The sequence below is a fragment of the Spirosoma gilvum genome (assembly GCF_054776815.1).
In genome coordinates this window covers 100,180-121,956 of the sequence record NZ_BAAHBH010000015.1, presented here as the reverse complement: position 1 = coordinate 121,956, position 21,777 = coordinate 100,180, and the positions used below count along the sequence as shown (strand labels likewise).

General features: G+C 47.3%; 22 protein-coding genes. 15 read left to right on the top strand and 7 right to left on the bottom strand.

The genetic code is table 11. From position 1 onward, the window contains the following. Positions 1-121: 121 nt before the first annotated feature. Complete coding sequence (locus tag ACYVFD_RS30800; protein ID WP_461094456.1) at positions 122-427, bottom strand: hypothetical protein; 306 nt, start codon at positions 425-427, stop codon at positions 122-124. Between the two features lie 196 nt (positions 428-623). Here ACYVFD_RS30800 and ACYVFD_RS30795 point away from each other — a divergent pair, with 196 nt between their 5' ends. The 3 genes from ACYVFD_RS30795 to ACYVFD_RS30785 are packed head-to-tail and all read left to right on the top strand — an operon-like array spanning position 624 to position 3,878. Beyond that, positions 624-1,682: a GNAT family N-acetyltransferase gene (locus tag ACYVFD_RS30795; RefSeq protein ID WP_461094455.1), complete on the top strand. Its 1,059-nt coding sequence runs from the start codon at positions 624-626 to the stop codon at positions 1,680-1,682. 12 nt (positions 1,683-1,694) lie between these two features. Next, a complete protein-coding gene (locus tag ACYVFD_RS30790) occupies positions 1,695-3,140 on the top strand; it encodes a sensor histidine kinase (protein ID WP_461094454.1) in 1,446 nt (481 codons plus the stop codon). An 18-nt stretch (positions 3,141-3,158) separates the two neighbouring features. After that, positions 3,159-3,878: a LytR/AlgR family response regulator transcription factor gene (locus ACYVFD_RS30785; protein WP_461094453.1), complete on the top strand. Its 720-nt coding sequence runs from the start codon at positions 3,159-3,161 to the stop codon at positions 3,876-3,878. Between the two features lie 50 nt (positions 3,879-3,928). Here the strand turns inward: ACYVFD_RS30785 and ACYVFD_RS30780 are convergent, their stop codons facing one another. From ACYVFD_RS30780 to ACYVFD_RS30770, 3 genes are read right to left on the bottom strand one after another with little or no spacing between them, the layout of a single operon-like run. Then, positions 3,929-4,237: a hypothetical protein gene (locus ACYVFD_RS30780; RefSeq protein WP_461094452.1), complete on the bottom strand. Its 309-nt coding sequence runs from the start codon at positions 4,235-4,237 to the stop codon at positions 3,929-3,931. A 4-nt stretch (positions 4,238-4,241) separates the two neighbouring features. After that, a complete protein-coding gene (locus ACYVFD_RS30775; protein ID WP_461094451.1) occupies positions 4,242-5,966 on the bottom strand; it encodes a toprim domain-containing protein in 1,725 nt (574 codons plus the stop codon). A 22-nt stretch (positions 5,967-5,988) separates the two neighbouring features. Continuing rightward, positions 5,989-6,921, bottom strand: coding sequence for a DUF3945 domain-containing protein (locus ACYVFD_RS30770; protein WP_461094450.1), 933 nt, complete (start codon positions 6,919-6,921; stop codon positions 5,989-5,991). A 103-nt stretch (positions 6,922-7,024) separates the two neighbouring features. Here ACYVFD_RS30770 and ACYVFD_RS30765 point away from each other — a divergent pair, with 103 nt between their 5' ends. Continuing rightward, on the top strand, positions 7,025-7,801 hold the full coding sequence (locus ACYVFD_RS30765) for a M23 family metallopeptidase (protein WP_461094449.1): 777 nt from the start codon (positions 7,025-7,027) through the stop codon (positions 7,799-7,801). A gap of 334 nt (positions 7,802-8,135) precedes the next feature. Here the strand turns inward: ACYVFD_RS30765 and ACYVFD_RS30760 are convergent, their stop codons facing one another. From ACYVFD_RS30760 to ACYVFD_RS30750, 3 genes are read right to left on the bottom strand one after another with little or no spacing between them, the layout of a single operon-like run. Then, positions 8,136-10,145, bottom strand: coding sequence for a type IV secretory system conjugative DNA transfer family protein (locus tag ACYVFD_RS30760; RefSeq protein ID WP_461094448.1), 2,010 nt, complete (start codon positions 10,143-10,145; stop codon positions 8,136-8,138). Continuing rightward, the gene (locus tag ACYVFD_RS30755) at positions 10,142-11,446 is read right to left on the bottom strand and encodes a relaxase/mobilization nuclease domain-containing protein (RefSeq protein ID WP_461094447.1); all 1,305 of its coding nucleotides are present in this window, start codon (positions 11,444-11,446) and stop codon (positions 10,142-10,144) included. Before ACYVFD_RS30755 ends, ACYVFD_RS30760 begins: the two co-directional genes overlap by 4 nt. Positions 11,447-11,453: 7 nt before the next feature. Then, entirely contained in the window at positions 11,454-11,876 is a 423-nt protein-coding gene (locus tag ACYVFD_RS30750) for a plasmid mobilization protein (protein WP_461094446.1), read from the bottom strand. Positions 11,877-12,333: 457 nt separating this feature from the next. Here ACYVFD_RS30750 and ACYVFD_RS30745 point away from each other — a divergent pair, with 457 nt between their 5' ends. From ACYVFD_RS30745 to traM, 11 genes are all read left to right on the top strand, one after another. Beyond that, positions 12,334-13,092, top strand: coding sequence for a ParA family protein (locus ACYVFD_RS30745; protein ID WP_461094445.1), 759 nt, complete (start codon positions 12,334-12,336; stop codon positions 13,090-13,092). Further along, on the top strand, positions 13,085-13,570 hold the full coding sequence (locus tag ACYVFD_RS30740) for a hypothetical protein (protein WP_461094444.1): 486 nt from the start codon (positions 13,085-13,087) through the stop codon (positions 13,568-13,570). The genes ACYVFD_RS30745 and ACYVFD_RS30740 overlap by 8 nt, the downstream gene beginning before the upstream one ends. Beyond that, positions 13,563-14,132 (top strand): hypothetical protein, encoded by a 570-nt coding sequence (locus tag ACYVFD_RS30735; RefSeq protein ID WP_461094443.1) that lies wholly within the window; start codon positions 13,563-13,565, stop codon positions 14,130-14,132. Before ACYVFD_RS30740 ends, ACYVFD_RS30735 begins: the two co-directional genes overlap by 8 nt. 23 nt (positions 14,133-14,155) lie before the next feature. Further along, entirely contained in the window at positions 14,156-14,683 is a 528-nt protein-coding gene (locus ACYVFD_RS30730; RefSeq protein ID WP_461094442.1) for a hypothetical protein, read from the top strand. A gap of 410 nt (positions 14,684-15,093) precedes the next feature. Further along, positions 15,094-15,417, top strand: a complete 324-nt coding sequence (locus ACYVFD_RS30725) for a DUF4134 family protein (protein WP_461094441.1) — start codon at positions 15,094-15,096, stop codon at positions 15,415-15,417. Next, positions 15,417-15,773: a DUF4133 domain-containing protein gene (locus ACYVFD_RS30720; RefSeq protein WP_461094440.1), complete on the top strand. Its 357-nt coding sequence runs from the start codon at positions 15,417-15,419 to the stop codon at positions 15,771-15,773. The genes ACYVFD_RS30725 and ACYVFD_RS30720 overlap by 1 nt, the downstream gene beginning before the upstream one ends. Next, positions 15,721-18,222, top strand: a complete 2,502-nt coding sequence (locus tag ACYVFD_RS30715) for a TraG family conjugative transposon ATPase (protein ID WP_461094439.1) — start codon at positions 15,721-15,723, stop codon at positions 18,220-18,222. The genes ACYVFD_RS30720 and ACYVFD_RS30715 overlap by 53 nt, the downstream gene beginning before the upstream one ends. 140 nt (positions 18,223-18,362) lie before the next feature. Beyond that, positions 18,363-19,532, top strand: coding sequence for a hypothetical protein (locus ACYVFD_RS30710; protein ID WP_461094438.1), 1,170 nt, complete (start codon positions 18,363-18,365; stop codon positions 19,530-19,532). 2 nt (positions 19,533-19,534) lie between these two features. Beyond that, positions 19,535-20,179 carry a conjugative transposon protein TraK gene (traK, locus tag ACYVFD_RS30705; protein WP_461094437.1) on the top strand — a complete coding sequence of 215 codons (645 nt, stop codon included), beginning with the start codon at positions 19,535-19,537 and terminating at the stop codon, positions 20,177-20,179. Continuing rightward, the gene (locus tag ACYVFD_RS30700; RefSeq protein WP_461094436.1) at positions 20,176-20,493 is read left to right on the top strand and encodes a hypothetical protein; all 318 of its coding nucleotides are present in this window, start codon (positions 20,176-20,178) and stop codon (positions 20,491-20,493) included. Before traK ends, ACYVFD_RS30700 begins: the two co-directional genes overlap by 4 nt. Further along, positions 20,490-21,731 (top strand): conjugative transposon protein TraM, encoded by a 1,242-nt coding sequence (traM, locus tag ACYVFD_RS30695; RefSeq protein ID WP_461094435.1) that lies wholly within the window; start codon positions 20,490-20,492, stop codon positions 21,729-21,731. Before ACYVFD_RS30700 ends, traM begins: the two co-directional genes overlap by 4 nt. Positions 21,732-21,777: the final 46 nt, after the last annotated feature.

The window sequence follows — 21,777 nt, the reverse complement described above, 5'->3', positions numbered from 1 at the left end:
GTAGATAGGGTATTTTGCCTGCTTTAGCAATAAAAGTCCCAAGAGGAGCATTTATTCTTTTACATTAATTGGTGAAGCAGCGGTAAATACTGTTCATATTTTTTCCATTCAACCTCTTCAGTTATTCCCATAATTGGCCTTTTCGTTCGAGGAATTCACCATATTCGAGGCCAAACAGCCGGCAGGTAGGCGAATATTTTTTTCGAAGCCGACCTAGTTGAGCATTTAGTTGAAACACGGTTTTAAGCATCAGTGGCTTCTGATCATCGGGCGTATTGACCCGGACGGATTGATCGTCCTGGGCAATATAGAACTCGTCCCCATTGCTATCAACCAGGTAAACCACGTAGGTAATTTCCACCTCACTTCCGTTCTTCTCACCACGCATTTTATCGGTACCTGTTAGGTCATAATTTGGATCTGTCATGACTTGCCTTGACTGGTTTTACGTTATTTCGTCAACGCATGAAAGGAGGTTGAGAGGTTGCTTTTTTGAAGCACCTTGGACCAACAGGACAAAAGTGTGGACGAACGGGACAAAAGTGTGGACGAACAGGGTTTACCTTTTTCATCCCTGATCGTTATACTACTAAACGTAATCGTTTAATGTGAGCCAATCAAACATGCCTAATTCGCAACCTGAAGTAGAGATCTATCGGAATGGGGAATCGATCATAACGACTAGCGGGACAATCGATCCGGCGGCTATTGACCTCTTGAAACGCACCATCTATGGCACAAAAGGGATTCGCTACCAACACACCAATCAGGAAAGCAAACTCCATGATTTAGCCAACCCTCTGTTTTTTCATCTACGGCAGGCGGGTCAGTTGATTGGAACCTACTGCCTGGATGAACGTACCCTGGATATGGGATCGGTCCAGACGACTGGCTTTTATGGTCGTTACCTGGCCGTTGACGAAGCACATTCTGGCAAGGGTTATGGCCGGCTTTTAAAACAACAGGCCGTTGCCTATGTCGAGCAGCAAACGCCCTCTCCTTTCCTATTCTATTCGTTTATTGAGGGTAAAAATGCCCGATCAATTGCCATCTCCCAAAAAGAAGGGTTCCGGTCAGTAGCCACATTGAAAACCTATTTTTTCCGGCGCTACTCCCCTATCCAGGATAAACGGTTTGGTCAAGCAACGGCCGCTGATCTTCAGCAGATGCAACCCCTGTTGAAGCAGTTTTATCAATCCTATCGGTTTAAGACCTTTGCCCACATCGGCTACCAGCATCAATACTTTGTGCTAAAGGAACAAGGTAAGATTGTAGCCGGTGTTCAGGCCAATCCGGTTACCTGGCGCTTTTACAAGATGCCTGGTGCAATGGGCTTGGTTTTAATGAATCTGGTTCCTCTTTTCTCGGTTTCCCGACGCTTTTTTAATCCAGCTCACAATGAGTTTGTGGTGCTGGAGGGAATGTATTTCCAGAAAGGACGTCCCGAGCTCCTACCCGTTTTGCTAGAAAGCGTTCTGGCCCACTATGGTCTTCATTCGGCCATGTGTGAAATCGATCAGAGCGATCCACTGGTGGCGCAGCTGCTGCACTTGTCCATGGGCTCACTAAGCGGTTTTGAAAAGGATGTCAACACGCATGTTCTGGTGAAATCGATTGGCCTTCCTGAGCAGGTGTTAGCGTCTAAGTCTCCCGTTTATGTTTCCTGCTTTGATTATGCCTAATCCGCTTTATAGATGAGAAATGAAGAAATTGGCCTACAGAGTTTATTGGAAAGCTCCCGGCAAAAGTTGACCAAACCCTTCGCCCGAACACAGCGAACGCTGCTGGTGATGCTGAATGCTAGCTACATACTCCTGACCCCGATTTTTCTGGTAATGGAAAAATTGGCGAACGGGCATTTTGTCCCTCATCCTATACTAGGCTTTGTCTATGCAGGGGTTGGCCTGGCGAACCTGGCTTCATTCGTGTACAACGGATTAGTACTGCTGGGAAAACAATCCATTTTCATTTTTAATCGAAGACTATTTCTATCTAATGATAAACAGGTGGATATAATCCTTCGTTGGGCAAGCCTACTCTCGATTATGTTCATGAGTATTTGTAACATGCTGGGCGTAGGGAATCCCAGTAGTGATGCGATTTTAACCGACTTTGCCTTGGCCCATTCGCTCATCGTCTTATCGGCCATGCTGCTGGGCCGTCAGGCTTCAATTATCTGGTTTTTGCTGGTGTTGGGCATCCTTGTTTACGTTTCCTTTGTTCAGAACAGCTATTCCTACCGGTTTAACTATCTGACCCCAACCGAATCGGCCCGGTATGAATCAGCCCTCGCTCAACATCAGCCCTGGGCTCTGGCTCGCCAGCAGGAATTAAAGGCTCATTCACTCAATCCGCCGACCATCTCCCGATATTTCAATACCTGGCTCGTCTTTATTCTGATCGCCTTTTTCACAGCTTATTTTTTCATGAGTATTACCCTGGATGTCTTTAAAGTTATTCCCGAGGTAACAGAAGATATTAAGGAAGCAATCAACACGTCCAAGCGCCAGGAACTAGCCATCGAGCGGGAACGTAGTCAGGCCGAGGAACAGAAACTCCAGCAACGGGAACAGACCCTTCAGGCAGAGTTAAGAGCGTTGAAATCCCAGATTAACCCCCATTTTCTGTACAATACCCTGTATCATTTTTACATCAAAAGTTCGGAAGCATTACCCGAATTAGGGCAGGCCATCTTGAAACTTTCCGACATCATGCGCTATAGCATGCAGGATGATTTGAACCTGGTCAATCTGGATGGTGAAATAACCTATATGAATCATCTGATTGCCCTCCACCAGGAACGCTATAATTCGAAGCTATTTATTGACTTTACCGTCAAAGGGATGACGGCCGAAAAAATGATTCCCTCATTTATTTTCATTAACCTGGTCGAGAATGCCTTCAAACATGGGAAAATGAATGAAGCGGAACATCCGCTAATCATCCGAATTGAGACGACCGAAACCAGCATCCGTTTTTACTCCAGCAATCAGAAGAACCAAAAGAACCGTCCAGAATCCAATAAGATTGGCCTGGCTAACCTGGTCAGACGGCTGGATTTAACGTATGAGGGTCGATATTCTTATACCGTTGACCAGGATGAAAACCAGTACACTTGCCAGTTAATTATTCAAACTTAAGTACATATCCACTTTTTTATGGCTATTACCTGTATTGTCGTCGATGACGAAGAAATGTCAATTGAACACCTGCTCGGCTATATCGCCAAGGTGCCCTTTCTTAGTGTTGAAGGTTCATTCACTGATCCTACAGAAGCCATTACTTATCTGGAAAACAATTCGGTTGCCTTAGTCTTTCTAGATGTTGAAATGCCAAATTTTGCCATCGATGGTATGGATTTCATGAAGATTATGGGTAGTAAGCAGCATTATATTCTCACAACCTCGTACCCGCAATATGCCCTGCCCAGCTACGATTATGATGTCGTTGACTTCCTTTGTAAGCCCTACCCTTTTGACCGGTTTTTAAAGGCCGTCAATAAGGTTCGCGCCATGACCGAAACCCCATCCGATGAACCTGATTCGGATGATCATGCCTATGTACGGGTGGATGGTAAACATCAACGAATCGATTTTACTGAAATCCTCTGGATCGAAAGTGAGCGAAACTATGTGTCCATTTACACGCCAACGGACCGTATTAATTTACACATTCCTATTAGCGAAATAGAAGAGGTGCTGCCCCCAAAACTGTTTGTCCGGGTTCATAAATCGTATATCGTCGCCAAGAAACGGATTGATTTAATCGAGAAAGAGCAACTGGGCATTAAGAAGGAACATCAAACCAAGCTCATTCCCATTGGGGAGGCTTATCGAAAAGCATTGATGCAGGCAATCTTTCCAATTAAGAAAAAATAAACCCGCCTGATCAGGAGCGGGTCAACGGATATTCGGTACCGGTAGGTGTATCACTGCGGTTTCTGAAGTAGTTGCCGACGGTCATTAAATTCAGTACGTTCTACAGCATAGATCCGACAGACAGGTGGATACTTCGGGCGCAACTGATCCATTTTTTTTAAGGCTAGCTTAATGGCCTTAAATTCCTGTGGTTCTTGCGAATCCTTGGAAGCCAAACCGATTAATTTGCCGTCAGGTGCCAGGTAGAACTCTTTGCCTCCGCCATCTTCAATATTGATCACATAAGTCATTTGATTGGTGGACGTCTGCTTTCCTGATCGATCCATCGCAAAACTAATCATTGTCGATTGGCTGATCATACATCTACCGGGGTTTTAACCCTGATTTTTGCGTTGGGGACGACTCTGGAACGACATCAGGTTTGACTTGCTGGCTCTGGCTCATCTGTTTCTTTTCGGCCTGAACCAATTCATCCAATCCAGGATGCTGAGTAGAGGCAATGCTCTTTCCGTTCTCCAAGGTCAGTTCAGCGAGTGGCTTCAGAAAACCAAAATCAACCCGCTGGAAAAGGGTAAACGAACCGGTAAAGCATTCTGATTCCGCCTGATTTTTGAACTGGTTAAAGGAGCGCGCCATTTTAACGGCCGAATTTCCGTTCAACAGTTCCAGCCCCGCTTCATCCCTGATAACAAAGCCAAACTTTTCTCCGAGCTTGATTTCCCGCGTGAGCTCCAGGTTATAGTCCTTGCTCGGGGATTTTCTGATTTCAATGCGCTGATCAAGCCGGGTCAATTCAAGAAGGCTTTTGCTAACGGCCGATAAAGGCCCTACCGATTCCGGAATATTAAGGACAATCTGACCCTGATTGTGACCAACGGTAATAAGCTGGCCATTCAATTCCTTTTTTCCCAGCGGATCGGCTTCGGGTGAAAACTGCGCCTGCACACTTTTATTATGGACTTCGATCCGATCCAGTAACGCTTCGCGCATTGGCCGGTATACCTCCTGCTCGGGCAGTAGATAGCCTATTCGATTAATTCCGGCAACTGTGGAGGTTAGGGGAAATTTGGTAGCCGATAGCTGCTGAATGAATTGCAGATCAAACAGATGCCCTTTGGAATCATTGTCAAACGCCAGGTTGATTTTCCAGTCATCAGCCTTACTAAATGAAGAAATATACCGCGTAATGGTATTGACCTGCTGAGCGGTTAGCTGGCCACCGGTAGAGAAATAAACCGCATTGAAGGAATCATCTCCCCGGATGGTCCGTAGCTGCTTATGGGAAAGCGCATCAATCCCACTCTCCAGTATAAAGAAATGAGCGGGTTTCGCTGGTGGGTTGGAAATAAAAACACTACTGTAGCGATCGCTGCCCGGCGCATGCAACTTCACTTTTTCATTGCGTAATTCCAGCCCTGTAACCTCAGTCGACAGACCATTGTAATAGGGAAAAGCCACATTACTAAACGTAATGTATTTACGTTCTGGATGCTCCTTAACGGTTAAAAAGTTTTCGGTCTGGCCTTTTTCGGGATCGAAATAAGAGACCTGAGAAACAACCTTGTTGACGAATTCAGGGCTGTTGATGGTCTGGGGAGCAATTTGGCGAGTGATCAGGTAGTTATCAGCTTCCAGCGGCCGAATGTCAAAGATCTCTTTGGCAAAAGCCTGCTTGGGTTTGTCTTCACTTAGTTTAACCGCTGTCTGTCGGTTTCTGGAAACTTCTGACGGATCAACCCGCAGGTAATCATAAAGTACACTGGTTACGTTTTTGAACTCATGGTCTGAGGGGCGGTTGAAGGTAGAGAACACGGTCGTTAACCGGTTTCTGATAAAATCAATGATCGTGCCCGAATCGGTAAAGTCCCCGGCCCGTTGGTATACCTGCTGGCCAGCATCCTGAGGATTTTTAATAATAATTGTATCCTTGTACTGCGCATTTTCCAAAACAGGTCGGCTCTTCCCTTTGTGTACCTGGGGCTCATAGCCATAATGCAGGGCTAACTCAACGATTGAAACATTTGCCCGCAATTCCTGGACCGGTATCAGATTAGGAAAACGTTCCCTGAGTTCATCAAACTTGGTCATGTTATGTGAATGGTAATAGAGATTAGTGAACCTTTAGTTTGTTACCCGATGGCTGTAGCTCCTGCTTTCCCTCCAGTAATTTTTCTACTGTTTCCCGCTGGCTGTTATTTATAGCCGGTGCACCAATAGCCACTTCCTGGCTGCAGGCTTGATCCGTCTTGGCTCCTTCGTTATTATGAGCGATCTGCTGCGTAAACCGGCGTTCCGGTTTAACCGCCATATCCAGCCGGTTTATATTCGTGAATTGAAGTTGCTGCCTGGCCGCTGAAATGGTAACTGTAGCATCAAATGGTTCACCCTGACGGTCCACTAAACCGGTTAAACGCACGGCGTGTCCGCTGACCAATTGCAGCTGCTGATCTTTCGTCAGATCGATTCCCATTAGCTTGGTAGGTAACTGCTCGGGTTTGACGCGCCATAATTCGACCGTATTGGTCTGGGTGTCGACGCGCAAAAAAGTGGGGACGAAAGCACCATTTTTGGGGACCAATAACGGCCTTGGCAAGGCTCCTTCCCGGTATAGTTGCTGTTGTTCAATGGGACTTAGCCGAACACCCCCAATGATTTCAGGTATAGTCAGAGCCTGTTGTAGGGGTGTGATACGAATGTCTGGACCTTCATCGGTCATTACGATCCGTAAACAGCCATACATCTTTAAACCCTGACCTAAGCTGATTTCCAGCGGAACGGTCTGTCGACCCGAAAACAGCGCATCCTGAATGGTAGGAAGTTTAGCCAGATGATCAGGCCCCCAGCCAATTTGACCTAACCTGGTTTCAAGCTGCGCGTGGTAAGGCTCCAGTTCACGGCGAAGTACGGCCGCCTGTTCTTCAGAACTAAAAAAATTGTCTGACTGCGCATACTGCCAGGCAGCTTTTCCCTGAAGCGAAGTTGGCGCAATGTTATCCAAACCATCCGCCTGTGTTCGGGCAAAATTAATGGCTGCTTGTTCCATGAGCATGGCGTTAAAGGGTGAAATCTTAAGTTTTGGTAAATGTATAAAAATTAAAGACGGTAAAAATAAAATTTGCAAATTTGTGTAACATTAGTTACACTATATGCAACTACGTAATAAAATTCGGGTTGGTTTGCTGGTTTTGCTTTTTATGAGCAAGCGGGTGAGTGTTGCGCAAACGGGTGAGGTTAGGCAGACAAATGCCGATACCCTTCAACTAAATTTGACGGCAACGGCCTGGTCTGATTCCCTGCAAAGGGTGTTGGACTCGCTGGAAGTCACGATGCTGAAGACATCCCAAACCTATCAGCAGATTCACCGGCTACTGTCTACCCTGCCGGCCCGATCGATGTATCTGGATTCGCTACCGGCTGTGCTGCCTATTGAGGTTTCTATCGAGCAGTTTCGGATTTCATCTCCCTTTGGCATTCGTCAGCATCCAATTCATAAGCAACTTCGTTTTCATGCCGGTATCGATGTGAAGTCAGCTGCCGGCATGATCGTTAAGGCCACGGCACCAGGTGTAGTCAGTCAGGTTGGGTTTGACCCGAGATTGGGTGAGTTTATTCGCGTGCAGCACGCTTTTGGCTTTGAAACGACCTATGGACACCTATCAGGCTATTGCGTTCAACCTGGGCAGATTGTGGTGCGCAGTGAGCAAATCGGAAAGGTGGGAAGTACAGGCCTGGCTACTGGTCCTCACCTTCACTACGTCATAAAGAAAAACGGGTCCGTTATAGACCCGTTTGAATTTTGCTTTTTGCTAAGACGTCGGCTTTGGCTTCAAAGTGTCATCAAGGAAGCCGCTTCAGGTAATTCTGTTTCCGATCCGGGAAGATCTTTATCGTCGAAGGGTTCGTATCCCAATTCACGTAACTGAGTGGTTAAATCCGTATAGCCCTTATTTAATAGGCGGCTTAACTGGTGGATCTGGTTACTAATTTTCAACAGTTCATTTCCGCTTGACAGCATCATTGGAATGCGGCTATTATCAGGCATCAAGATCCAGTCGAGATTATAACCATGGCTTCGATAAAATAACAGCAGATTTACTAGCGCGTGTGTATTGCCACCTAAACCGTTTTCCAGTCGGTACACCTTGTGCTTCTCCAGACCACACTTTTCGCCTACATCCTGAGTAGTTAATTTGGTGCCCTGACGTTCCCCCAGGTGTTTACGTAGGTTAATCAACCGCTCGCTAATTACGTCTGCCATTAGTTGTCTCCAGTTTTTGGTTTTTTAGGAGCCTTCTTTACTTCCTTTTCGAGTCTTGCGAGTTCCGATTCGACCAGCTCATTAATGTCAGCTTTGATCTGTTTGTAATTCTCAAGCATCCTCTCTTCCAGGCTCTGATGAGCAAATGTAGAAAAGTTGGGCAATTCTTCTACTTTCTGCTCTGCCTGGAAATCCTTATCGTCAATTAACACCAGGGCGTTAAATGCTTTATTTCGACTTTCCTGGCCTTTGTTATCAGCCAGTACACCAACCACTTCACCCTGAGACAACCTACCGATTTTAGCCGCTGGAGCCATGTAGTTTAACTCGGTCGATATGCCATGTGTGGTATCTTCCGATTGGATATTGATACTTTGTTTTTGCTGCACATTTTTCCCCAATCGGTTCTGCATGGCTTCGGCGGTCTTATCATATACCTGGCCAGAGATGATGTTACCACAGGTATTTTTAATGACCTCTGCCTGCGTACGGCCATACTTGTCCTCTAACTGGGCAAAATCCTGCATAGCAATCGTCACCGCTACCCGGTTTGATCGACCTGTATTGATGAGGTTTGATAAGCCAGGGCAATAAATCGTCGGTAATTCATCGATAACAACCGAGGTTTGATGCCGCTTCTGCTGATTGATCAATTCCAGTATCCGGAAATTATACAGACCCAGTGCAGCCCCGTACACCTTATCCACTTTGGGATCATTCCCCAGACACAAAACCTTTGGTTCTTTGGGATTATTAATATCGAGCATAAAATCATTGCCGCTCATGACCCAGTAAAGATTAGGGCTTGACAGCCTTGCAAACCCGATTTGTGAGGAGGCCATTTGGCCTTCCAGCTGATCCATAGCCCCGCCTTCATAAGCCGAAATAAACGGAGCCATATTGACCTCCAGATCTTCATAGCTGGCCAGGATCGGAAAAAGCTTCCGATGGCCTTTGTTGACCAGCTCGACCAGATGTGGCACAGTACAGTACTTTCCACCCTGATAATTGCGCAGAAACCAGATCAGAACCGTTACGTAACTGACGGGCGATTCGACGAAAAATTCCCCTTCTTTATCAATCCACTTTTTATTGAGGTTGAGCATGATCGCCAGGGCAGTCTGAGCTGCGCTTTCCCGGGTTGGCAGGTAACGGGGGTCTAATGGATTGCAGCGGTGTGATTTCTGGGGAAACTCAAAACTGATGCAGTAAAATTTGGTATTCTTGGCCAGGTTCTTTTTATGGCGAATCATGGCGTTGAAGGTCACCAGTGAGAGCGTAGGGAATTTATAATCGTAGACATACATCGAAAAGCCCTTGGACAAATGCTGCCGGATAACGCTATTGACTATGCCGTAAGATTTGCCCGATCCGGCAATACCCATAACCAGCATCGCCCGAAAAGGAGCAGTTATGTTAAGCCAACCTCTCCGAATCTTGCCTTTGTAGGTGTATTGCGTAGGTAGATTGACCGAATAGGGATTCTCCAGCAGCCGCTCTTCCTGAAGGAAGGTTTCATTCTCTTCATTCATTTCATCTTCACCGGGCTTGTAGTTGATCAGCCGATTGAGGCCCTGAGCGCCCTTGATGATGTAGAGAACGCCGGCGATGGTTAGGACCGGGTAACTGACGCTAAGGCCGAAAACACCTGTTTTTTCCAGCAGCCAGTCACTGCTCAGCATGGGTATACTGCCCACGTACAAGAGCAGACCTATGCCAAGGTCGGTTGAGACGCCTTTAAACGTCTTGGTTACTGATTTTACCCCCCGATTGGCGTAACTGTAAAGCCCGATGCATACCCCCCCAAATAGCTTAACCCAGTAATGGTCCACCAGCTTTGGTGAATTTCCAACCAGCTTGTCAAGCATCCCATCGCTGATTGGATGCGCCAAGCCGTAGCTACTCCAGAACGTATGGAGCTCGATGTAGAGATGAAAGGCCAGGGCAGCCAGACCAAACCATAATACAATTTCTGAACCTTGATTGAGTTGTTTGCGGTCGTCTCTCATGACAATCGGGGTTTATGGGCTCGTTTAAGCATTTTCTTTAACTCTTCTTCACTCTGTTGCTCATCGCCACCTCGGCCGATGGCGTACAGTAATTGTTTTACCAGGTCTAGATTGTGCATAGGCTCGGACTCCTTTTCCTGTTTTTGATAAGTAATTTTCTCGTGGTGATCATCTGATTTAGCTTGATCAATGGTTTTCTGCTGATGTTCTCCCCTACTCTGTTTTGGATTCGATTCTGGCACTTCACGCCGGCTGGGTGGGGTGTAGGTTTCCCCTAGTTCAGTCTTGAGCGATCCTGCCGTAAAGCTTTTTCCTAATTCACTCCCTGTATAGATGACTCGCTGTCGTACATCGATGAACGAGATGCCAAACAGATTGCCATCCTTTCCCAGATGTGGGATTACCTCAACACCGGTTTTGGAAAGGTGCTGTTGAAAGTCATCCCACGTTTTGCTTTCCTTCAGGATGGGTTCGGCTACGGATCGAAGCCTGGTAATACGGTCCCCTTTGACTTTCTTGCCGGCATTCATGCGCCGGTTGACAGTTTCCATGGTTGGTTGCAGCGGAAGGCTACTGGCGCGAAATGCGGCTCCCTGAGCGACTTTGTTGCTATCGATAGCCGAATACACCAACCCGGGCTTTTTGCCCTCCATAGCCACTTCTGTGGCCTTCACGTTGTAAATGCTGAGCAGCTGATTAAACTGCGAAAAACTGCTGAAGGTGAAATCCTTTAAAATACCATTGACGACGGCCGATATATCCCGTTTTAGATCGCCTTTGCCGTACTCGACTGGTAGCAGCTGGGCACGCTCCGGGCGAAGGCTTGTTTTCTCGGCAATCTGTAAACCGAACTCTTTCTCCATATCCTGACGGAGTTTGTTGGAGCGTTCCCGTTCGTAGGCGTCAGGAACTTTCTTTCCGGCATGATCAACGCGAACTGAAACAATATGCAGGTGTGGGTGATCGGTATCAAAGTGTTGATAAACTACATAGGGCTGCTGGCCATATTTTAGTCCATCCATGTACCGATCGGCGATGGCCAGCATCTCCACGGGTGTTAACTTCTCACCCTGAGCCAGGGAAATACTAGCGTGAAAGGTGGGCTTTTTTATCTTCGCATTCAGTTCCGCCTGCTGTTCCAATTTAGCGGCTACTGTGGCAAGTCCTAGTTCCTGAACCGGTAATTTTATGCCTCGGTAATTGCGCACGGCCAAACGTTCTGCTTCCCCTTTTCCAACCTTGTTCTCGTTATAATAAACGGCTCCGGTCGGTGAACTCCCGCTACTGATTCGAATAACCATCGGGCCTTCAGTAAACAGGTTGGGATTCGCTGGTTAGGATCTGCATGAGTTGTTGCAACTGCTGATCGATGCGGTTCATGTTGGTAGCCATGCTACTGACATCCCGCTGTAAATCGTGGTAATCCGTTGTACTGTTTATGCGCTTTGATGATTGATTAATGTTAACACCTATGCGCAATAAATCGGCTCTCATCTCAACTAAAAGTGACAACGCTTCGTCCTGATACGTGTCAAGTTGAGTCTTCATAAGCAAAGGTTTTTGCAAACAAACGTCCCGGATAAAAGCCGATAAATCCTTGGATTTTGTCGTTTCCTTTCGTTCGGTTAAGAGTAGATGTTCCTGTTTATTGAAGCGAACTGTTACTTTGAAATCACTTCGCTCTTCTTCTGGCAACTCGGGCCTTCCGCCCCGGTATGATTTGTTTTCCATAGCGATTTTTGATTTAAACAGGCCGACTTCGAAGGCCTGTCAGTGAATACCCATTTTAAGGGTGAGAAGAGGTTTTTGTCAGACAAAAACACATCTTGCTATCGTAACGCGATCCTTTTTTTCAGGTGCAGAATTTATAACTGCGGAGTGCCTTTTAAGGGCTCCTAATTTTAGTTTACTTGTAAACTTGTAGAATTGTAAACTACTTTACTAGATTCTGCAAGATAGTATGAGTTGTCATTTTAGTAAATTAATTGACTTGTAAACTTGTAAACTTCTTTACTTCTTACGGTCTTACCTCTTCTTTGTTAATTAATTACGTAGTTTACTTGTAAACTTGTAAATTAATTAGTCAATTGATTAAGTAATTACGTAATTAGTTATCTTGTAAAGTTGTAAAGTTGTAAAGTTGTAAAATATGTAATTCCTTTGCTTCCGTTATCAAACATAAACCTTCATGACCACTCCTACTCTACAGTCCCAACCGGTGACTGCTGCCAAGCCTACAGGCATCCCTACTATCCTTGCTTTTGCCACGCAAAAAGGTGGAATGGGAAAAACAACGCTATCCGTTTTAGTCGCATCCTGGCTCCATTATAAGCGGGGGATCAAGGTGGCGTTGCTCGATGTTGATGGCTCTCAGCTTTCGGTCTACAATCAGCGTATTCGGGAAATTGAAAGCATGGATGATGAGACGACGGCCCGGCTTGATGAGCAGGATATTGAACCCTATGCCATTCTATCGGGCAATCCCCAGAACGTGCCAGGCCTGCTGGCCAAACTCCCGGCCGATGTCGAGCTGGTGCTGATCGACATGCCCGGTAACATCGATGTTGAGGGCTATGACCTGGCCATTGGAAAACTGGATTATCTGCTGGTCCCTATGGAGACCTCAGAGTACTCGGTGACCACTGGCTTTAACTACCTGATGGCAATCAAGCAGGTAGGGCTCTTGCCAACCGATCGGTGCCGGGTAGTCTGGAACAAGTACAAACCTTCGCGGGATGGTGAGATCGCTGATCAGCTGGAGGAACGATTTGGCCAGTATGGTTTTGCCTGCCTGAAGAGTCGAATTCCGCAGCGGGATTCTTACCAGGATACGGTAAACCGCTCGACTTTATTTCCAATGCCGACAGCCTACCTGCGCAACAGTGGTCTGAAGGATCTGTTCACTGAAATTGAAGCCCTTTTACCAAACCATCAGCCCAATGAATAAGAAGACACTCTCTGATGTCGCCCGGCAAAATAACACGGCCCGGGTTACCAAATTTGCCTCATCGATCATTCCTTCGGCGCCCGAACAGCAACCTCCGGTTGTCGTTGCTGAACCATCCCCGGTGGCACCAGTTGAATCGCTGTCTGATGTAATCAAACAGGGTGAATCCGATTTCGCTGAAGGGAAAGGAACGACCTTGACAACCGATCAGCTTCGTGAAACGACGAAAGCAGCTGATCCGGCACCCGTGGCCAGGTCGACCCGCAAACGAAGTAGTACGCTGTCAATGGACGATATCATTGGCCCTAAAGCTCCCGAAGACGAAACGTTTGCCAAGATGACCCGAATCGCGGAGAAACATCATGAACTTCTTCGGGAGATTGCTTATAAGCACCGCAAACCCATGAACACCATTTTGTATAACCTGCTGGAGGCCCTTGATCAGACCTATCAGCGTGAACAACAAAACCATGCTTAGTCAATATTCCTGGGGGGATCTTATTAAAGTTGTCCTCGTCGCTTTAATTATTTACTACGCCTATGTGCTGATCAAGTACTACCGGGAAGATATCCGGGAATGGATCAGCAGTAGAGGTAATAAACCTGATCCGCAGCCCAGTACTGATGAATCGGAAGAGACTGATTATTCGGAACTTTATGCAGTCAGTCATTATGCGCCGGTAGGTAGTAAACAGCCGGTTGAAGCCTCCCAATCAGAGCTTATTGCCCGAAGCAGCCCCTATCAGAGCGCTTCACCAGTGCCAGAAACAAACTTTCAGGCTACTGAACCCGACCTGAATGGCATAGCTCTAGATCAGGATGAACTGACTGTTTTGAGCATGCCTATTCCGGGTGATGCCGAGCGCCCGGCAGAACAGTCAGTTGCACAGCTGATCAGCGCAGCACAGCGCCTTCAGGCGAATGATAAAGGGATACTAATACCAGATGACCCGACTGATGTTGTTGCCGCTAATTTGGCTGAGGTTATCAACCAACAGCAGAACCGATCTGCTCTCGCTGGCATTTCCTTTACCCGCTAAAAGCTACATCGATCATGATCCTGATGAAACTTGATTTTTGGGGTATCCTTGCGCTGGTTTTCTGCGGGGGTTTGCTCGTAGTTGCTTTTCGGCTAATCTGGTGGCTAGCCCTTGGTACCGAACGCGTTATAGCGTTTATGACCCAATTCGGTTTGCACACACCGGCAAAGCTTTTACTGGCCATTCTGATTGGCTACGATGAGCAGACCTATCAAAAATCCCGGTTTATCTTTTGGAACCAGGCTCATGTTCGGTTTGCCATCCTTTGGGGCTGCTTTCTGTTACTGGCTGGCTTGCTGGTGCTCCTTCAGCAGTCGCACGTAGTGGGAAATGTTGGGTTGACCTGGCTACTGACCTTCATGGTATACGTCGGCCTTCGCTGCCTGGTATACTGGTCTCGCCCTAAACCACCGCTCATCTATACGGAAGAGCCTTCCTTAAAATCGTTGATTAAAGATGTCAATGAACGGTCTCCGTTTCCAAAACGGTCTGGTCGGCAACTGATCCGACGGTATGATTACCTGGATGAGCTATTTGCCGAAACAGCGTAAGCGTATTTCGTTTAAGAATTCCCTAAAGGCCAGACCGACGTGTCTGGCCTTTTTACTTGCCCCTATCTGTAATTCCGCAAAGCAAAATTAATAAAATCTATAACTATCATATTAAAAATATACAATCATTGTAAATACATGTATTATATTCCATGTAACCAGCCGTAAAGTAAAGCTTTTTGAGTACTTCAAATCGAATAGGGGAGGGGCCAGTATGAAAACGCCAAAAAATAAACTGAATAGATTTTTATCTTATTTCATTGATAATTAAAGTATTATATAGAATACGATTTTTATAGGGAAATAATTTTTTCTAAAATTTTACTGAATTTAAAATTTACATGTACTTTAGTTTCAGAATTTATATTATTTCTGAAATTTAAATCAAACTTTTACCAACTCTTCAATTTATGCGTAACCGGAAGATTACTTTGGGTATGCAGGTTGCCCTGACGGTTGACCTGATGTTTATGACGATGGTGGCCAATTCACAGGCCGCTGGTAATGGTGCAGCTGCGTTGACTACGACAGCCACTACTATCCGAAGTTATGGCACCGCAGCCCAGACGATTATCCTGGCACTGGGTGTGGTCATCGGGTTGATTGGCGCGGTTCGAGTGTACAGCAAAATGCACAATGGTGATCCGGATACGCAGAAGGCGATGGTGAGCTGGTTTGGGGCCGCCCTCTTCCTGGTGGCTGTCGGCGCGATTCTAACCAGTTTTTTCGGTTAATGCTGGAAATCAACAAGGGTATCGGCAAGCCCGTAGAATTTAGGGGACTAAAAGGCACGTATCTGTATTTATCGGCTGGCATTATCGTCAGTAGCCTGGTACTCGCCCTGATCCTCTACGGGCTTTTCGGTCTAAACACCTACTTGGCCACGCTCATTGTGGTGGGCAGTGGGATAGGTGGGATCTGGTACTGCATGCGGCTTTCCGCAAAACACGGCGTATCGGGCCTCTTGAAGCTCGAAGCAACCCGCAATCAGCCTAAGGCAATTCTTGTCACCTCTGCCAAACCATTCGCCCAACTCCGTGAAACTAAACGCCCGAAGTCTCGAAGCCGCACTACCATTACTAGCCGTTGAAAACAACTGCCTGGTCAGCAAAATGGCTGATATTACTGTTGGGTTTCGACTGAATCTACCCGAAATTTTTACGCTGTCAGCTGATGATTACCGATCACTGCATAATGCCTTAACCAAGGCCATTAAGCTTATGCCGATCGGTACAGTTATTCACAAACAGGACTGGTTTATTGAGGAGAGGTATCAACCTGATCATGAGCAGGGGGATGATAGTTTTCTAACCCAGGCTTTTCAGCGGCACTTCGTCGAGCGGCCGTTTCTGAATCATCATTGCTATCTCTACATTTCCAAGCTGCCCAAGTATCGCCAGAAGCAAAAGAGCAATCAGCATTCATTGACCAAACGCCGGCTGGTACCCAGAGAGCAGATGAGCGGGCGTGAACTACAACCCTTCTTCGATGCCATCTCTCAATTTGAGCGGATTCTGCTGGATGGTGGCATAACGGCTCAAAGGTTAACCGATGAGGAGCTGGTCAGTAAGAAAGGCGACAGGGGTATTGTCCCTAATTATTTTCGGCTTCAGCCTGATGGCAGCAAGAAAGTGATTCTGGAAGATTGGGACATTGATGGCCGGGTTCGGATTGGCTCCAAAGAAGTCATGTGCTTTACGATATCGGATGCGGATACGATGCCTCAGGTAGTTGATGTGATGGCCAATTATGGTCCACTCTCTTCCGATAGCACGCAGTTTGCCGTTGGTAACGTCTTACCGGTGGGTCTCATGCTTCCCTGTAATCACGTCTACAATCAGTATATCTGTCTGGATGATACGCAGGCTGCCCTCAGGGAGTTCGAGCAGACGGCCCGGCATCTGAATTCCCTTTCGCAATTCTCGTCTGAAAACGGCATTAATAGGGATTGGACAACTCGCTACATTCAGGAAGCCATTCAGCAACAGCGAACGGTTTGCCGTTCACATTTCAATGTCATGGTGTGGACCGAAAAGCCAGAGCAGCTGGATTACCTTCGGGCCCGTACGTCTTCGGCTATTGCTCAATTGGATTGTTTGCCCAAGCAGAATTCGATGGATGCAGCCCGGCTCCTGTGGGCTGGCATACCAGGAAACGCCGGTGATCTGCCTTTTGACGAAACCTTTTACACCTTCGTTGAGCAGGCTGTTTGTTTTTTTAATCTGGAGTCGGTTTATCAATCATCTGTTTCGCCCTTTGGGATTCGCCTTTGTGACCGGCAGGGTAAACCGGTTTGGGTGGATCTGTCGGATGAGCCCATGCAGAAAGGGTGGGTGACCAATCGTAACAAGTTTGTGATCGGACCTTCGGGATCAGGGAAATCCTTTTTCATGAATCACTTAGTACGCCAGTACTACGAACAGGATACCCACATCGTGCTGGTGGATGTCGGCCATTCCTACCGAGGCCTCTGTGAGCTCGTACGCCGTAAAACGCGCGGTAAAGATGGCATCTATCTGACATACGAAGAGGACAAGCCTATAACGTTCAATCCCTTCTACGTGGAGGATGGGTTTTATTCGATTGATAAAATCACCTCGATTAATACGCTCCTGAAAACGCTCTGGAAAAATGAAACGGAAAGTTTCTCCAGGACTGAAGAAGTGGCGCTGTCGGATGCGGTTGAGGAATTCATCAAGCAGGTGAAAAAGAATAAGGCGGAGGCTAGTTTTAATGGCTTCTACGAGTACTGTAATTCTGAGGAAGGGTTTCGGACCTTCCTGAAGGAAAAGAAGTACACGGACAAGTATTTCGACATCGAGCAGTTTATCATCACCATGCAACCCTTCTACAAAGGGGGTAAGTATGACTACCTGCTCAACTCGAATATGAATGTGGACCTGCTGAACAAACGGTTCATTGTCTTCGAGCTTGATAACATCAAAGATCACCCGATTCTGTTTCCGGTGGTGACGCTCATTATCATGGAAACTTTTGTCTCCAAGATGCGCCGGCTTCCCATTGAGGTTCGTAAGATGATGGTCATTGAAGAGGCCTGGAAAGCGATTGCTAAAGAGTCGATGGCTGACTACATCAAATACCTATTTAAAACCGTCCGGAAGCATTTTGGCGAAGCATTGGTAGTCACCCAGGAAATTGATGATATCATCGGCAACAACATTGTTAAAGATGCCATCATCAACAACTCGGATTGTAAGATTCTACTCGATCAGAGTAAGTATCAGCACCGCTTTGAAGAAGTCCGTCAGTTGCTGGGTCTATCCGAAAAACAGAAACAGTTGATTCTGTCGGTCAATAAGGACAATGACGCCCGGCGTAAATACAAAGAGGTATTCATTGCCCTGGGAGCGAGGGCCAAAGTGTATGCCACTGAAGTAAGTCTGGAGGAGTATGCCGCCTACACAACGGAAGGTCCTGAGAAGTCTGAAGTTATTCGTCGAACGAATCAGAATGGTGGCGATATCCAGGTCGCTATTGTCGATTTCGCCGATGCCAGACGTAAGCCTGAATTAGCCTGATCGATGCTAAGCAAGAAGCAATGCACTCTCTGTAAGACACTTACATCGACCAGCATGTAAGTACAGGTTTCCGTTGGCTCCACCTGTTTACCGGATCAACATAAGCCCTGTTCATCTTTATTTATCTCCCTTTTATCGACATGATTTTACTACAAATACCAGGCGGTGGCGCTTACGTGGACTATGGCTTTTATCAGAAGTTTTCGTCCATGGAAGCAGCCATCACCACGGCTTATACGGAAGTACAGCAGGGGATGGGCAACCTGGGAGCTGTTGCCTCTTCGATTGCAGCAATTGCGGCAACCCTATACATCGGCATGCGGGTGCTGGGTCATTTCGCCCGGGCTGAATCCATCGATGTATTTCCCCTGCTGCGGCCCTTCGCCATCGGCTTTCTGGTGCTCAACTTCACTATTGTCACCGACTTTCTGGACGCCTTGATTAAACCGGTGGAGGTCGTCACTCAGAACATGATCGATGTGCAGACGACCCGCATTCAGCAATTGGAAACGATGCGTACGGAGAAGATAGCCGAAAAGATGAATCAACTGGACAGGAAACTGGAAGAGGTTAGCATGTGGACGTCGACAGGCCAATACATGTCTTTAGTAGTTGAAAAAATGGGCTTGTATTTAAGTCAGGGATTTGATCAGATGCTGAAGAATCTGTTTTATGCCCTTTATCTGGCCGCTCGATTAGTCATCCTGACAACCCGCGCCTTCTTTTTAATCGTGCTGACCATCATCGGTCCGCTCTCGTTTGCCCTAGCCATCTTTACCGGTTTTCAGGATTCGCATTTAATGTGGATTGCCCGGTATGTGCAGATTTCGTTATGGGTTCCCCTGGCTAATATTCTGGGTACGATTGTGACCTTTCTCCAGGGTAAAGTGATCACCCTGCAATACCTGGAATTGGTTAATAATGTACCCGACGAAGCGCAGAGCGGGGAGCTTATCTACATGGTCTTTATGATCATCGCTACCCTGGCTTACTTCACCATTCCCACCATCGGCTCCTACATCATTTCATCCTCCGGTGTGGGAAGCGCTCTTCAGCGGATGACGAGTATGTCTACGGCTATGGTCATGAATGGAGCCGTGCCTGCGGCTGGCCACGCAGCGGGTGCAGCTGTGGATATAGGCAAAGCTGGGGCGGGTGTTGTTGGCGGGGCCGCAATGATGGGACTGGGGGCAACTCTGGTAGCTGCTCGGGCGGTTGGACAAACTGCTGCTAACTACGGCTCCTACTATGGACAAGCCGTCAAACAGGAATACAACAACATGAGGAACATCACCAAACATCAGGAATAGTCATGGCCACTCAAGATCAAACCTTTTTTAAATCTCTCCGGAATCTGGAAACCTCGTACCGCAACATTCGGATTCTGGCCTTTGTCAGTGTGGGTGCCTTCACGCTGATTGCCATAGGATGCCTGGTATTTGCCTACACGGTCAAGACCGATTCAGAAAGTAGGATCTATGTCGTCGAGCAGGGAAAATCGCTCATAGCGGCTCTGCGCAACGATGTGCGGGAAAACCGGCCGGTGGAAGGTCGTGATCACATCCGACGGTTCCACGAACTGTTTTTTACGCTCGATCCCGACGCGAAAAGCATCGAGGAGCATATCAATGAAGCACTGCCCTATGCGGATGAAAGTGTATCGAGACTCTATCTGGATACTAAAGAGAAAGGGTATTACAGCCAGTTGATTCAGGCTTCGGCTTCGCAGGAAATTCAGGTGGATAGTATCCAGCTGGATTTGAATCAATACCCCTATCACTTCCGAACCTATGCCCGACAGCAGATTATTCGTCTGACTAACATCACGGTTCGCAAGCTGATCACTAGTGGGTACCTGCGTAATGTGAGCCGTTCGGAGATTAATCCGCATGGGTTTTTAATTGAAAAGTTTGCCGTGGTGGATAATACCGACATTGAAGAACGTCTGCGCCAATGAAACACATCGCTAACCTAGTCACCCGAATGGGGGACTTCCTGATGAAGCTTTCCGATGGGGCTCGCAAAGCCCTTGTTTTTGGACTATTACTAATACTGGGTGGAGGAGCCATTTACAAACTGATTGTCAGCATCGATAGGCTTAATCAACCGATGCCAGCGGCCTCTCCTGATCAACTCATCCAGCCCATGCAGCAACTTTTTTTACAAACCTCAACGAACGTTGGGCAGTATAAACAGGCTCGTCAACATACTATGAAGCGGCTGGATAGCCTGGCTAAACAGTATTCAACAAAACCTCCTCATCGACCATGACCATCGCTTTATCAGCAACGCACAGTGACGATGCGTTCTTTCGGAAACGGAAAGCCATGCTGGTTTTTCCCTGGATTGTACTCCCTTTTATTTTTGCCTTATTCTGGATTCTAGGGGGTGGAAAAGGGGAGCGGTACAGGGCTGAAGAAATAGCCGCGGGCAAGCCTGGTGCTGGTGGTTTTAATGCCAGCATGCCCAATGCCAAGACGGGTAAAATTAACGGCCGTGATGTGGAAGGCCCTGGTTACGGAAAAGCTGCGGTTGGCCAGGTTCTCTCCAGCTTCAGCCACACACGTCGGGATTCTGCTACTGGAGAATTAAAGGCGATTCCGGTGAGTCATGCCGGCACATCTACTCAACATCGATCCAGTCTGGTTGGTGCGGCGACTCCGGTTTCAGATCCTGGCACGACTCGCACGTATTCGGCCGTTCCGCTCAAGCGGGCATCTTCTCGAAAACAAGCGGATAAAGCAGGAGCCTACTATTATGATGCGCCAAAGGGCAGCTCCTACTATACCGGTACCGATAAGCAGCTGGAGTCTCAGATGCGGACTTATGAGACGAGTCGGCAAACGCCCTCTTCGAATCCATATGCTAGTCAGGCATCCATGGTACCTCCTGCTCAGGGCACCTCAGAAGGTCATACGGCCTCTGTTCGGATAAGCGATAACTTAATGGCAAGCCGGTTGTCCGATCCGGTAGAGGCTGAGAGCCCGTTTTTAACGGCGCCAACCGGTGGCTCCCGCAAAGAGCCTTCCCGTGCGGTGCTGACTGGTGGCAACTATGGTCAAAAGAAAGTTATTGCCTGGATGATCCCTGTTGTCGTGCATGAAGATCAGGCGATTCATGATGGCCAGCAGGTGAAGCTGCGGCTACTGAAAGAGATTACGGCCGATGGTGTTACGATTCCTACCAACACAATTCTGCATGCCATCTGTCAGCTGTCGGATGATCGTTTACGATTGACCGTTCGTAGTCTGCAACTGGGTGGCCAACTCATACCACTTGATCTGGATGTCTATGATACCGATGGATCAATGGGCGTAAACGTACCAGGTTTGACTCGTCAGGCTAGCGGTCAAATCCAATCCTCAGCCATTCAGGGTATTCAGCTTCCGGGACTGGGGGGCCTGGTTAATAACGTCGCCAATCAAGCCCGCATGAGTGCGTCAAATTCCGTTCGTCAGACCACGATTCGCCTACGGGCCGGTTACAATCTATTTCTGAAGGCTCAATAACCATCAGTTTAATAATTAACCTATCACCAAACACGCAGTTATTAGC